The 13,538-nt window shown below is 57.1% G+C and carries 9 protein-coding genes; 2 read left to right on the top strand and 7 right to left on the bottom strand.

The genetic code is table 11. The features are described from left to right. Window positions 1-7: 7 nt before the first annotated feature. Window positions 8-1,324, bottom strand: a complete 1,317-nt coding sequence (rlmD, locus tag DEU53_RS21550; RefSeq protein WP_101762591.1) for a 23S rRNA (uracil(1939)-C(5))-methyltransferase RlmD — start codon at window positions 1,322-1,324, stop codon at window positions 8-10. Between the two features lie 90 nt (window positions 1,325-1,414). Between rlmD and barA the strand changes: the two genes are divergently transcribed. Further along, window positions 1,415-4,144: a two-component sensor histidine kinase BarA gene (gene barA, locus DEU53_RS21545; protein WP_110868305.1), complete on the top strand. Its 2,730-nt coding sequence runs from the start codon at window positions 1,415-1,417 to the stop codon at window positions 4,142-4,144. Window positions 4,145-4,289: 145 nt separating this feature from the next. On the opposite strand, the gene DEU53_RS21540 is transcribed toward barA, so the two are convergent. From DEU53_RS21540 to DEU53_RS21515, 6 genes are all read right to left on the bottom strand, one after another. Then, a complete protein-coding gene (locus DEU53_RS21540; protein ID WP_110868304.1) occupies window positions 4,290-5,429 on the bottom strand; it encodes a glycerate kinase in 1,140 nt (379 codons plus the stop codon). A gap of 84 nt (window positions 5,430-5,513) precedes the next feature. Next, entirely contained in the window at window positions 5,514-6,398 is an 885-nt protein-coding gene (garR, locus tag DEU53_RS21535; RefSeq protein WP_064738030.1) for a 2-hydroxy-3-oxopropionate reductase, read from the bottom strand. A 19-nt stretch (window positions 6,399-6,417) separates the two neighbouring features. After that, a complete protein-coding gene (gene garL, locus DEU53_RS21530) occupies window positions 6,418-7,185 on the bottom strand; it encodes a 2-dehydro-3-deoxyglucarate aldolase (protein ID WP_101762587.1) in 768 nt (255 codons plus the stop codon). A gap of 52 nt (window positions 7,186-7,237) precedes the next feature. Beyond that, window positions 7,238-8,569: a glucarate dehydratase gene (gene gudD / locus DEU53_RS21525; protein ID WP_110868303.1), complete on the bottom strand. Its 1,332-nt coding sequence runs from the start codon at window positions 8,567-8,569 to the stop codon at window positions 7,238-7,240. A gap of 16 nt (window positions 8,570-8,585) precedes the next feature. After that, entirely contained in the window at window positions 8,586-9,926 is a 1,341-nt protein-coding gene (locus tag DEU53_RS21520) for an enolase C-terminal domain-like protein (protein WP_110868302.1), read from the bottom strand. Between the two features lie 9 nt (window positions 9,927-9,935). Then, window positions 9,936-11,282 carry an MFS transporter gene (locus tag DEU53_RS21515; protein ID WP_110868301.1) on the bottom strand — a complete coding sequence of 449 codons (1,347 nt, stop codon included), beginning with the start codon at window positions 11,280-11,282 and terminating at the stop codon, window positions 9,936-9,938. A 509-nt stretch (window positions 11,283-11,791) separates the two neighbouring features. Between DEU53_RS21515 and garD the strand changes: the two genes are divergently transcribed. Next, the gene (garD, locus tag DEU53_RS21510; RefSeq protein WP_110868300.1) at window positions 11,792-13,351 is read left to right on the top strand and encodes a galactarate dehydratase; all 1,560 of its coding nucleotides are present in this window, start codon (window positions 11,792-11,794) and stop codon (window positions 13,349-13,351) included. Window positions 13,352-13,538: the final 187 nt, after the last annotated feature.

The following is a 13,538-nucleotide window of genomic DNA, read 5'->3' as shown; positions in this document are numbered from 1 at the left end:
ACATCGCTTATGCTTTGCTAAACAGCACCATGGATTCGAGATGACTGGTATGGGGGAACATATCCAGCATCGCGACCCTTTCCAAATGGTAGCCCGCTGACAGCAATGTCTGACTGTCACGCGCCAGCGTTGTAGGGTTACAGGAAACATAGACCACACGTTGCGGCGCAAGTTTAACCACATGCGCCATTACGCCCGCAGCCCCAGCACGCGCTGGATCCAGTAACACCTTGTTAAATCCCTGCGTCGCCCACGGCTGACGCGATACATCTTCCTCCAGGTTATGCTGGAAAAAGCGAACATTCTTGAGATTAGTCTGCTCAGCATTATACGCTGCCTGCTGCACTAATGCTGCAACGCCCTCCACACCTACAACATTTTGTACGAACTTTCCTAATGGCAAGGTAAAGTTTCCCATGCCGCAGAACAAATCCAGCACACGATCCTCTGGCTGCAAATCCAGCCATTCAATGGCTTTGGCGACCATCTGCTGATTCACACCATCGTTGACCTGAATAAAATTCTGCGGGCTAAAGGATAGCGGCAAATTCAACGAGTGATAAAAAGGTTCGCGCGCATTCAGCGCCTGCAAACTTTCACTGCCATCAGCCAGATAGAGCGACAGTTGCTGCTCATGCGAAAAGCGTTCCAGTTTTGCGCGATCGCCTGCAGATAATGCATCAAGATGACGCAGTACCATCAGCGGGCCATTATCCGCCAGCACCAATTCTACGTGGCCTAACCGTTTAACTGCCTGTAAATCGCTGAGGCACTGGTGCAGCGGCTGCAGCAACGCTTCAAGTTCGGGCACCAAAACCGGGCATTGCTTCAGTTCAACCAGATCGTTGCTGGCGGCCTGACGGAACCCCATTTGCAAACGCTGCTGTTTTGGCTGCCACTGCAATCCTAAACGCGCCCGGCGACGATAACCCCACGCGCTGCCGCTGATGATCTCATCCACCTTCACCGGCAGCGGCGCTTCGCGGCTTAACATGCGGCTTAATGCGCGCGCTTTACTCTCCTGCTGCAAAGCCACCGAGGCATGTTGCTGCTGGCAGCCGCCGCACACGCCAAAATGGACGCAGCGCGGTGTTTCCCGCTGTGGGCTGGGATTAATGATCTTGTTGGCTTTGGCGCGTGCGTATTTGCTTTTATCCTCGAACACCGTCACTTCCGCCTGTTCACCGGGCAGCGCGCCGCTAACAAACATCGCCTTGCCTTTATGGCGCGCAACGCCTTGTCCGAAAGGATCGAGGTCTTCAATGGTGACGGATATACGAGCCTTCGTCGTCACACGCTGTTTTGCGGAGTAAAATTGCGCCATAGTATTGTGAAATCTCTACGTTAATTGGGTGTGCAGCCATTAACCGTGCTCGCACAGGGAAAAAATGCCAGGAGTCGCCAGGCCACAATTATGACCAAATACAGCCTGCGGGCGCGAATGATGATTCTGATACTGGCGCCAACGCTGATGATTGGTCTGCTGCTCAGTACCTTCTTTGTGGTGCACCGCTACAATGAATTACAGCATCAGGTGCACGATGCGGGAGCGAACATCATCGAACCGCTGGCGGTCTCCAGTGAATACGGCATGACGTGGCACAACCGCGATGCGATTCGCGAGTTAGTTAGTCTGCTGCATCGCCGCCACTCCGATATTGTCCGTGCCATCACCATTTTCGACAACAACAATCACGTCTACGTCACCTCGAATAACAATCAGAATCTGGCGCTACTGCAAAAAGAGGACATCTCCACGCTGGAAGATGGCGTCTCGGTGGAGCGGCAAGGCACGATTATGATTCTGCGCACGCCGATTATCTCTGAACGCTATTCGGTGGATGAGCTGCCGGGCGAAGATGCCAAACCAGCCGGGAATCCGCTGGGTTATGTGGCGATCGAACTGGATCTGCAATCAGTGCGGCTGGAGCAGTACAAAGAAGTATTTGTCGCCACGCTGCTGCTGCTGTTTTGCCTGTGCATCGCCATGCTGTTTGCCTATCGCCTGATGCGCGACGTCACCGGTCCCATTCGCAATATGGTTACCACCGTGGACCGCATTCGTCGTGGCCAGCTGGACAGCCGCGTCGATGGCTACATGCTGGGCGAGCTGAGCATTCTGAAAAACGGCATCAACGCCATGGCAATGTCGCTCACCGCCTATCACGAAGAGATGCAGCAGAACATCGATCAGGCGACTTACGATCTGCGTGAAACGCTGGAGCAGCTGGAGATTCAGAACGTCGAGCTGGATCTGGCGAAGAAGCGCGCGCAGGAAGCGGCGCGCATCAAATCGGAGTTCCTCGCCAACATGTCGCATGAGCTGCGTACGCCGCTGAACGGCGTAATTGGCTTTACCCGTCAGATGTTAAAAACCGGGCTGAGCACCAACCAGCGCGACTACATGAGCACCATCGAGCGTTCGGCGAATAACCTGCTGAGCATCATTAATGACGTGCTCGATTTCTCGAAACTGGAAGCCGGCAAGCTGGTGCTAGAGTCGATCCCGTTCCCGCTGCGCGCCACGCTGGATGAAACGCTGGTGCTGCTGGCGCCATCTGCCCATGACAAAGGGCTGGAAATTACCGTGTGTCTGGAAAAACAGGTGCCGGATAATGTGATTGGCGATCCGCTGCGCCTGCAGCAGATCATGATTAACCTGATTGGTAACGCGATTAAATTCACCGAGCACGGTCATATCGATTTGCGCGTTGAGCTGCGCAGCATCAACACTACGCGCGTCGAGCTGGAGATTCAGGTGCATGACACCGGCATCGGTATCTCTGAACAGCAGCAGTCCCAGCTATTCCAGGCGTTTCGTCAGGCCGATGCCAGCATTACGCGCCGTCATGGCGGCACCGGTTTAGGGTTGGTAATCACGCAGAAACTGGTGAGCGAAATGGGCGGCGAAATTGCCTTCCACAGCCGCCCGAATCAGGGTTCGACCTTCTGGGTGCACGTTCATCTCGATCTCAATCCCAATGCACCAGCCATTCCGCGCATGTTGGACGATTTGCGCGCCACGCCGCTGGCGTATATCGAGCCATATCCAGCGGTGGCGAAAGCGGTGCAGGAGATGCTAAGCATCACGCCGCTGCAGGTGCAGCACTTCTCCAGCCTGGAAGAGATGCCCGAGACGCACTTCCCGCTGCTGCTGATGGGTTTGCCGGTCACCGAGCCGCATCCTGCGACGTTGCCGGATGCATTGATTAAACGTCTGCATGCGCGCGCCGATTCGGTGTTGCTGGCGCTGCCGAGTGAAATGATGCTGTTTGCCGATGACTTACGGGCGCGCGGCATTGCCGGGTGTATCGCCAAACCGGTTTCGTTGACGCGCTTGCTGCCGATGCTGCTGGACTTACATGACTGGCAAAGCGATGCGCTGCCGCGCGGCGCACGTCAGCCGCTGACGGTAATGGCGGTGGATGACAATCCCGCCAACCTGAAACTGATTGGCGCACTGCTGGAGGAGCAGGTGCAGCACATCATTCTGTGTGATAACGCCGAGCAGGCGATTCGCCAGGCGCGCCTGCACAAGCTGGACGTGATTCTGATGGACATTCAGATGCCGGATATCGATGGCATCCGCGCCAGCGAAATCATCCGCAGCCTGCCGCTGCACGCCACCACACCGATTGTCGCCGTTACTGCGCATGCGCTGGATGGCGAACGTGCGCAGCTCATCAACGCAGGCATGAATGACTATCTGGCGAAGCCGATTGATGAGGACAAACTGAGCCAACTGCTGCAGCGTTACGCGCCGAACCGGGTCATGCCACAGCCGCAACAGCTGCACGTGGCGCCGTCACTGGACTGGACGCTGGCGCTACGTCAGGCCGCCAATAAACCCGATTTAGCCCGCGATTTGCTGCAAATGCTGCTCGATTTCCTGCCGGAAGTGGAAGAGCGCGTAGAGAGTGCCATGGCGAGCAATGATGTGGTGGGATTGCGCGAGATTATCCACAAGCTGCACGGCAGCGCCAGCTACAGCGGCGTGCCGCGCCTGAAGCAGCTGTGTCAGCAGCTGGAGAAGAGTTTGCATCAGGAGAGCGATATCGACGCGCTGGAGCCGGAGCTGCTGGAGTTGAGCGATGAGATGGCGAACGTGGCGCGTGAAGCGAGGAAGTTATTGGCGTTGGGTTAGTGCGGTGCGGTTTTCCCCTCACCCCAGCCCTCTCCCGCAAGCGGGCGAGGGAGTTGCCCTGAGCATGCTGAAGTTACGTGCAAACTTATTCCATCGCTCGGATCGGTTCCCTCTCCCTCTGGGAGAGGATTAGGGTGAGGGAAAACTATCTCCCTTTCCCCAGCTTTATCACCGCCGCCACATTGCGCGCCGTCAGGCGCACGTTCTGCGCCGCGTTGGCCAGCGCGTCATCCAATGAGCAGATGCTAAACAGCACGCTGAACACCGCATCCAGCCCATGTTGGTGCACCACGCCGACATCCGCGGTTAAACTTCCGGCAATGCCAATCACCGGTTTATTAAACTGCTTCGCGACCTTTGCCACACCAATCGGCACCTTGCCGTTAATGCTTTGACTATCAATGCGCCCTTCGCCGGTAATCACCAGATCGGCATCTTTCACCTGCTCGGCCAGGCCCAAGGCTTCAGTGACAATCTCAATGCCGCTGCGTAACTCGGCCTGACAAAACGCATGCAGCGCCGCGCCCATGCCGCCCGCCGCGCCGCCACCATCAATGTGTAAAACATCAATATCCAGATCGCGATGAATCAGGGTGGCGTAATGTTCCAGTGCTTTGTCCAGCTGCTGCACCAGTTCCGGCGTCGCGCCTTTCTGCGGACCGAAGATCGCCGAAGCGCCCTCATCACCGGTGAGCGGATTGCTGACATCGCAGGCGACTTCAAAGCGACACTGCTTAATACGCGTATCCAGCTGTTCGATATCGATGCGCGCCAGCTGCGGTAATGCGCCGCCGCCGTAGGCGATTTGCTTGCCGTGCTCATCCAGCAGTTGTGCGCCCAGCGCCTGCATCATGCCGGAACCGCCATCATTGGTGGCGCTGCCGCCAATGCCGATAATGAAGTGATCGACACCGCGATCGAGCGCATCTTTGATCAGCTCGCCGGTGCCGAACGAGGTGGTAATCAGCGGATCGCGCTGTGCCGCGGGCACTAACTCCAGCCCGCTGGCTGCCGCCATTTCGATAAATGCGGTACGCTCATCACCTGACAAACCGTAGAACGCCTCCACTGGCTTGCCGAGCGGTCCAGTAACCGTCAGCCGGACAATGTTTCCCTGCGTTGCCGCCACCATCGCTTCAACCGTGCCTTCACCACCGTCGGCAACCGGTATTTTCACGTACTCAGCTTCGGGAAAGATCTCGCGGAATCCCGCTTCAATCGCCGAAGCCACTTCCAGGGCGGATAAACTCTCTTTATATGAATCCGGTGCGATGACAATTTTCATAGGCAATCCAGCGCGGTTGATGACGGACATCCGTCCTGCGAAGGCAGCGAGCCGCCCGACATCCGTAGACGCCGGACGATTGCACTACCGGGTGATCTCAACTTTCGCTAATTTTTCATAATAGCAGGCCAGCGCGCTATGGTCGGAAGTGCCCTGTCCATCCACTTTCAGCGCCTGCATCATCTCCATCACTGCGGCAGTCAGCGGCAGATGCGCACCGATCTCGTGCGAGGTATCCAGCGCATTGGCCAGATCTTTGATATGCAGATCGATGCGGAAGCCCGGTTTGAAGTTACGATCCAGCACCATCGGCGCTTTGGCATCCAGCACGGTGCTGCCTGCCAGACCACCACGAATCGCCTGATAAACCAGCTCAGGATTAACGCCCGCTTTGGTCGCCAGTGACAGCGCTTCTGACATCGCCGCGATGTTAAGCGCCACGATCACCTGATTTGCCAGCTTAGTCACATTCCCCGCACCAATGTCACCGGTGTGGACCACCGAACCCGCCATCGCTTTCATGATGTCGTAGCACTGATCAAACACCGCTTTATCACCGCCCACCATCACCGACAGCGTGCCTTCAATCGCTTTCGGCTCGCCGCCGCTGACTGGCGCATCGAGCATTTTGATGCCTTTCGCCGCCAGCGCATCATGCACTTCGCGGCTGGCCAATGGCGCAATGGAACTCATGTCGATAACGATCAGGCCCGGCTTCGCGCCTTCGATGATGCCGTTAGCACCGAGGCACACCTCTTTAACCTGTGGCGAGTTCGGTACCATGGTGATCAACACATCCACCTGTTCAGCCACCTCTTTTGGCGTCTTGGCCACGGTGGCGCCCAGCTCCACCAACTCTGCTTCGTTACTAACATTATGGTCGCGCACCACCAGCGAATAACCGGCTTTCACCAGGTTTTTACTCATCGGTTTGCCCATGATGCCGAGGCCGATAAATCCAATTTTCATTGCCTTTCCTCTCAGTCAGTTATTTTTTAAATTTGTCACACAGCGCCTGCGTGGCGTTACGGAACACACCCAGATCGCTGCCTACCGCCACAAAGCTGGCACCCCACTCCAGATAGCGGCGCGCATCGGCTTCCACCGGCGCCAGAATGCCACTCGGTTTCCCCGCTGCTTTGGCGCGTTCGAAGACGTGTTTAATCACTTTCAATACTTCGGGATGCGCAGGCTGGCCCAGATAGCCGAGCGCGGCCGAGAGATCGCCCGGCCCAACGAAGATGCCATCGACCCCCTCCACCGCGGCGATAGCATCGATGTTGTCCACCGCCTGTTGCGTTTCGATCTGCACCAGCACCGTGATGTTGTCGTTAATGGTGCTGTTGTAATCCGGCAGCGTGCCGTACATGTTGCTGCGGTGTGAAACCGACACACCGCGAATGCCCGCCGGTGGATAGCGAGTAGATGCCACCGCGCGAATCGCTTCTTCCTCGGTTTCCACAAATGGCACCAGGAAGTTGTAGAAGCCGATATCCAGCAAGCGCTTGATGATGATCGGTTCGTTGCACGGCGGACGCACCACCGGCGCGCTGTGGCTGCCCTTCAGTGCCATTAGCTGCGGCACGAAGGTGGTGATGTCATTCGGCGCGTGTTCGCCATCCAGCACCAGCCAGTCAAAGCCCGCCAGGCCCAGCACTTCAGTGGTAAGGGGATTAGCCAGCGCGCACCAGCTGCCAATCAGGGTTTCTCCTGCCAGCAGACGGCGACGAAAAGGGTTCGGCCAGGCATTGCTCATTGTCTTCACTCCTGTCGGTTACAGCAGGCTCCCGCGCGGGGAGCCGGAAAAGTTAGCGCACCAGGCACGGACGCTTGTTATCAAAGGTCCAGTTCGGTACGAGGAACTGCATGGCTTGCGCATCATCACGCGCGCCTAAACCGTGTTTCTGATACAGCGCGTTGGCCTGCATCACCTGATCCATATCCAGCTCGACGCCGAGACCCGGTTTTTGCGGCACCTGCACCATGCCGCCTTTAATCTGGAACGGCTCTTTGGTCAGGCGCTGATTGCCTTCCTGCCAAATCCAGTGGGTATCGATGGCGGTAATCGCACCCGGTGCGGCGGCGGCAACGTGGGTAAACATCGCCAGTGAGATGTCGAAGTGGTTGTTAGAGTGCGAGCCCCACGTCAGGCCGAAGTCGTGACACATCTGCGCCACGCGCACCGAACCCTGCATCGTCCAGAAGTGCGGATCGGCCAACGGGATATCGACCGACTGCAGCGACAGCGTGTGGCCCATTTGACGCCAGTCGGTGGCGATCATGTTGGTGGCGGTCGGCATGCCGGTGGCGCGGCGGAATTCCGCCATCACTTCGCGACCGGAATAGCCCTGCTCAGCACCGCACGGATCTTCCGCATAGGCCAGCACACCTTTCAGCTGCTTACCGAGCAGAATCGCTTCGTTAAGCGACCAGGCGCCGTTAGGATCGAGCGTCACACGCGCCTGCGGGAAACGCTTCGCCAGCGCCGTCACCGCTTCGGCCTCTTCGCCACCGCGCAGCACGCCGCCTTTCAGTTTGAAATCGTTAAAGCCATATTTTTCATAGGCCGCTTCCGCCAGGCGCACCACCGTATCCGGCGTCAGTGCTTCTTCGTGGCGCAGGCGATACCAATCGCATTTGTCATTTTCCTGGCTCTGATACGGTAGCGAGGTTTTCTTGCGGTCGCCGACGTAGAACAGATAGCCGAGCATTTCTACCCGGTCGCGCTGCTGACCATCGCCAAGCAACGAGGCGACGTTCACGCCCAAATGCTGTCCCAGCAGATCGAGCAGCGCCGCTTCGATGCCAGTAACCACGTGAATGGTGGTACGCAAATCAAAGGTTTGGTTGCCGCGTCCGCTGGAATCGCGGTCGGCAAAGGTGCTGCGCACCAGGTTGAGGATGTTCTTGTATTCGCCAACGGTTTTTTGCACCACCAGCGCCGCCGCATCCTCCAGCGTCTGACGAATCTTTTCGCCGCCCGGAATCTCACCGACGCCGGTGTGTCCGGCATTGTCTTTAATGATGACGATGTTGCGGGTAAAGAACGGCGAATGCGCGCCACTCAGGTTAAGCAACATGCTATCGTGACCGGCCACCGGAATGACCTGCAGCGATGTTATTTTCGGTGTCTGACTCATTTCCTGCTCCTTAAACTTAGCCGCGACCAAAGGCTGGACGCTTGCGATCGAATGACCAATTGGGAACCAGATACTGCATCGCGGTGGCGTCGTTACGTGCGCCCGCTGGCAGTGATTTGTACAACGCGTTGGCCTGATGCAGGCGATCCCAATCCAGCTCGACGCCGAGGCCCGGCTTATCCGGCACGGCGATTTTGCCGTTGCGGATCTGCAGCGGCTCTTTGGTCAGGCGCTGATCGCCCTCCTGCCAAATCCAGTGCGTATCAATCGCGGTGGGTTTACCCGGCGCAGCGGCGCCAACGTGGGTGAACATCGCCAGTGAAATATCGAAGTGGTTATTGGAGTGACAGCCCCACGTCAGCCCCCAGTCATCACACAGCTGCGCCACGCGCACTGCACCGCTCAGCGTCCAGAAGTGCGGATCGGCCAGCGGGATGTCGACGGCATTGAGCATCACCGCGTGGTTCATCTCGCGCCAGTTGGTGGCGATCATGTTGGTGGCGACCGGCAACCCCGTCGCACGGCGGAATTCGGCCATGACTTCGCGGCCGGAATAGCCCTGCTCGGCACCGCACGGATCTTCGGCGTAGGTCAGCACATCGCCCATGCCTTTACACAAGCGAATGGCTTCATCCAGCGTCCAGGCACCGTTGGGATCGACGGTGATGCGCGCATCGGGGAAGCGTTTTTTTAGCGCCGCCGCCGACTCAATCTCCTGCTCGCCCGGCAGCACGCCGCCTTTGAGTTTGAAATCTTTGAAGCCATATTTGTCCTGCGCCGCTTCCGCCAGACGCACCACAGATTCCGGCGTCAGCGCCTCCTGATGACGCAAGTGATACCAGTCGTGGCTAGCATTTTCGCCGGTCAGATACGGCAAATCGGTTTTGCGACGATCGCCGAGATAGAACAGATAGCCGAGCACCGTGACCTCATCGCGCTGCTGGCCCGGACCGAGCAGTTCCGCCACCGGCACGCCGAGACATTGGCCGAGTAAATCCAGTAGCGCCGCTTCCAGCGCGGCCACCGCATTGACGCGCAGCTCGAAGGTCCACGCGCCTTTGCCGAAGGTATCGAAATCCGCCGACTGATTGCCTTTGTGCACCTGCTGCACCAGACGATTCATGCGGGCAACCTGCTGACCTTTTACCTGCGGAATCGCCTCAACCAGCGTTTGGTAGATGGTTTCCCCGCCCGGCGCTTCACCGACGCCGGTGTGTCCCGCGCTATCCGTGAGCACCACGATATTGCGGGTGAAGCAGGCGCTGTGCGCGCCACCGATGTTGAGCAACATGCTGTCGTAACCGGCAACCGGAATCACCTGCATATCGGTGATGACCGGCGTGCTTTGCGTAGTCATATTCCGTCCTTATGGCCTGGTTTTCAGTTCAACGCGTTTGATATCGCCGGCAATCACCAGGAAACTAAATGCGGCGACAAAGGCATGGATACCGACATAAATCAGCGCGCCCTCGAAGGATCCGCTGGTGGCGATGATGTAACCGATGGCAATTGGCGTGACGATGCCTGAGAAGTTACCGAACATGTTGAACAAGCCACCGCTCAAACCGCTGATCTCTTTCGGTGCGGTATCTGCCATCACCGCCCAACCCAGCGCACCAATGCCTTTGCCGAAGAATGCCAGCGCCATAAAGAACACCACCACCCATTCCGTGTCGGTGTAGTTACACATCACCATCGAGATGGAGAGCAGCATACCGAGCACAATGGGCGTTTTACGCGCGATGTTCAGCGAACCGGTTTTACGCATCAGGTAATCAGAAATCACGCCGCCCAATACGCCGCCGAGGAAGCCACACACCGCAGGAATCGAAGCAATAAAGCCGGCCTTCAGAATCGACATGCCGCGCGCCTGCACCAGATACACCGGGAACCAGGTAATAAAGAAGTAGGTTAAGGCGTTGACGCAGTATTGGCCGAGATAGATGCCCAGCATCATGCGTGAGGTCAGTAGCTGTTTGATCTGGAACCACTTCTCGCTCCAGCTCACTTTGCGGGCATCCTTTTTGACGTCCATGTTGATCAGCGCGCCGCCCTGCTCCATGTACTCCAGCTCGGCTTTGTTAACGCCCGGATGATCGGTGGGATCGTGGATCACTTTCAGCCAGATAAAGCTGAGGATGATGCCCAATCCGCCCATGAACCAGAACACGTGCGCCCAGCCCACTTCGGAGACCAGCCAACCCATGATCGGCGCGAAGATTACCGTGGCGAAGTATTGCGCCGAGTTAAAGATTGCGACGGCGGTGCCGCGCTCCTGCGCCGGGAACCAGGCCGCAACAATGCGGCTGTTGCCGGGGAAGGATGGCGCTTCAGCCAGACCGACCAGGAAGCGCAACAGGAACAGCGAAATGATAATGCCAAAACCGCTGAACAGATCGACGAAGCCTTGCAGCAAAGTAAACAGCGACCAGAGGAAGATGCTCCAGAAGTAGACACGTTTCGAGCCGAAGCGGTCGAGCAGCCAGCCGCCCGGAATCTGCCCAATCACGTACGCCCAGGAAAAGGCGGAGAAGATATAGCCCAGGCCGACCGAATCGAGGCCGATCTCTTTGGACATCGCCGAACCGGCAATCGAAATGGTTGCGCGGTCACCGTAGTTGAACGAGGTGACGATAAATAACATCACCACAATCCAGTAACGGGCATTAGTGCGCTTTTGCACTGCTTCCGCTGTCTGGCTGAAACTATTCATGATGGACTCCTGAAATATAGCGAACGCTACATCCACTCTGACTGCATACACATCGCGTTGGGTATCAGAATGAAGTCGGGTTAAACACGGCGATTTTTATATTTGGCAATACGATGATGCGTCGTGACGAATAACCTAACGTTGAAGAACGAGAATCAGTATAGGAACAGCCTGGCGGCGAAACACTGGAAGAACGCATGAGGATTAAGGGTGAAAGAGAATGATTTTATGGCATCTGCACATAACGCTGCGGCGTGGCTCACGGAACGCTTTTTTGCTCCCTGATTTTGCCTGGTTAACGTACAGGATAACGGCAGTTTGTGAGTCCCTTCACTTGTGTTTGGATAAACGAACCAAATTCCCCTGATAAATCTCCTTAAAGCCAGTCAGTTGCACAATGCATACGGCAAATACCCCTGCATATACTGAGGCTGGCAAAAAACGATGACGTGATGGACGTATTTTAAACCGCGCTGCTACGTACGGTGCGACGAACTGGAAGGTGAGCAATGAACCGTCCTCTGACAGAAAAACCGCTCTATATCAAAGTGCACGATGCCGATAACGTGGCGATCGTGGTCAACAATCAGGGATTACCGTCCGGCACCCGTTTCGACGACGGACTGCAACTGACTGAGCATGTGCCGCAGGGACATAAAGTCGCGCTCAGCGATATCCCGCAAGCAAGCGCGATCCTGCGCTACGGTGAAGTGATTGGCTACGCGCTGCGCCCCATCCCACAAGGTAGCTGGATTGAAGAATCACTGGTAGCGCTGCCCGAAGCGCCGCCACTCCACAGTTTGCCGTTGGCAAACAATGTGCCGCCCGCGCTGCCGCCGCTGGAAGGTTATACCTTCGAAGGCTATCGCAACGCAGATGGCAGCGTGGGCACGCGCAACCTGCTCGGCATCACCACCAGCGTTCACTGCGTGGCGGGCGTGGTGGATTATGTAGTGCAGATCATTGAGCGTGATTTGCTGCCGCGTTATCCCAATGTCGATGGCGTGGTGGCGCTGAATCATCTGTACGGTTGCGGCGTGGCAATCAATGCGCCCGCCGCGGTGGTGCCGATTCGCACCATTCATAACCTGGCGCTGAATCCCAATTTTGGTGGCGAAGTGATGATCGTCAGCCTCGGCTGCGAGAAGTTACAGCCCGAACGTCTGCTGACCGGCACACCGGATGTGCAGGCCATTTCGCTGGATGACAACGACATTGTGCGATTGCAGGATGAGCGGCTGGTGGGCTTCGGCGCGATGGTGGATGAAATCCTGCAGGTCGCCGAACGCCATCTGAAAAAGCTTAATCAACGTCAGCGCATAACCTGTCCAGCATCGGAATTGGTGATCGGCACGCAGTGCGGCGGCAGCGACGCTTTCTCGGGCGTAACGGCGAACCCCGCCGTGGGATTTGCTTCTGATTTACTGGTGCGCTGCGGCGCAACGGTAATGTTCTCGGAAGTGACCGAAGTGCGGGATGCTATCCATCTGCTGACGCCGCGCGTGGTGGATGAAGCGGTTGGCAAACGGCTGCTGGAAGAGATGGCGTGGTATGACGATTACCTCAGCCAGGGCCAAACCGATCGCAGCGCCAATCCCTCGCCGGGCAACAAAAAAGGCGGGCTGGCGAATGTGGTGGAGAAAGCGCTGGGTTCGATTGCTAAGTCAGGTCGCAGTCCAATTGTTGAAGTGTTGTCGCCAGGACAGCGCCCCACCAAACGCGGGTTGATTTACGCGGCCACGCCAGCCAGCGATTTCGTGTGTGGCACGCAGCAGATGGCATCGGGCATTACCTTGCAGGTTTTCACCACCGGACGCGGCACACCTTACGGTTTGGCCGCCATTCCGGTAATCAAGATGGCAACGCGTAATGCGCTGGCCGAACGCTGGCATGATTTGATGGATATTAATGCCGGAACTATTGCAACGGGCGAAGAGAGTATTGAACAGGTCGGTTGGCGACTGTTTGAGTTGATTCTGGAGATTGCCAGCGGGCGCAAGCAGACATGGTCGGATCGTTGGGGGATTCGTAATCAGCTGGCGGTGTTTAATCCGGCGCCGGTGACGTGATGGTTATTGCCCTCACCCTGGCCCTCTCCCACTTCGCGGGAGAGGGAACAAACCGTGCGGGCTGCACCCTCTAAATATTCCCTCTCCCGCTGGCGGGTGTACAGTCCGGGGACATGGTAGACAGGTGTTCGGGGACATGGTGAACACTTTTTAACATCCTTTACCCATGGTGATCGACTTTTTCTTC

The organism is Pantoea sp. AG1095 (genome assembly GCF_003208415.1).
In the GTDB taxonomy this organism is placed as follows: Bacteria; Pseudomonadota; Gammaproteobacteria; order Enterobacterales; family Enterobacteriaceae; genus Pantoea; species Pantoea leporis.
The sequence above is the reverse complement of the archived record's forward strand: the minus strand, read 5'-3'. Positions and strand labels throughout refer to the sequence as shown.

Bases quoted from the DNA above. Each gene is read 5' to 3' on its own strand.
- DEU53_RS21520 (WP_110868302.1), bottom strand. From the start codon at position 9,926: ATGACTACGCAAAGCACGCCGGTCATCACCGATATGCAGGTGATTCCG.
- garL (WP_101762587.1), bottom strand. From the start codon at position 7,185: ATGAGCAATGCCTGGCCGAACCCTTTTCGTCGCCGTCTGCTGGCAGGA.
- garD (WP_110868300.1), top strand. From the start codon at position 11,792: ATGAACCGTCCTCTGACAGAAAAACCGCTCTATATCAAAGTGCACGAT.
- gudD (WP_110868303.1), bottom strand. From the start codon at position 8,569: ATGAGTCAGACACCGAAAATAACATCGCTGCAGGTCATTCCGGTGGCC.
- DEU53_RS21515 (WP_110868301.1), bottom strand. From the start codon at position 11,282: ATGAATAGTTTCAGCCAGACAGCGGAAGCAGTGCAAAAGCGCACTAAT.
- garR (WP_064738030.1), bottom strand. From the start codon at position 6,398: ATGAAAATTGGATTTATCGGCCTCGGCATCATGGGCAAACCGATGAGT.
- rlmD (WP_101762591.1), bottom strand. From the start codon at position 1,324: ATGGCGCAATTTTACTCCGCAAAACAGCGTGTGACGACGAAGGCTCGT.
- DEU53_RS21540 (WP_110868304.1), bottom strand. From the start codon at position 5,429: ATGAAAATTGTCATCGCACCGGATTCATATAAAGAGAGTTTATCCGCC.
- barA (WP_110868305.1), top strand. From the start codon at position 1,415: ATGACCAAATACAGCCTGCGGGCGCGAATGATGATTCTGATACTGGCG.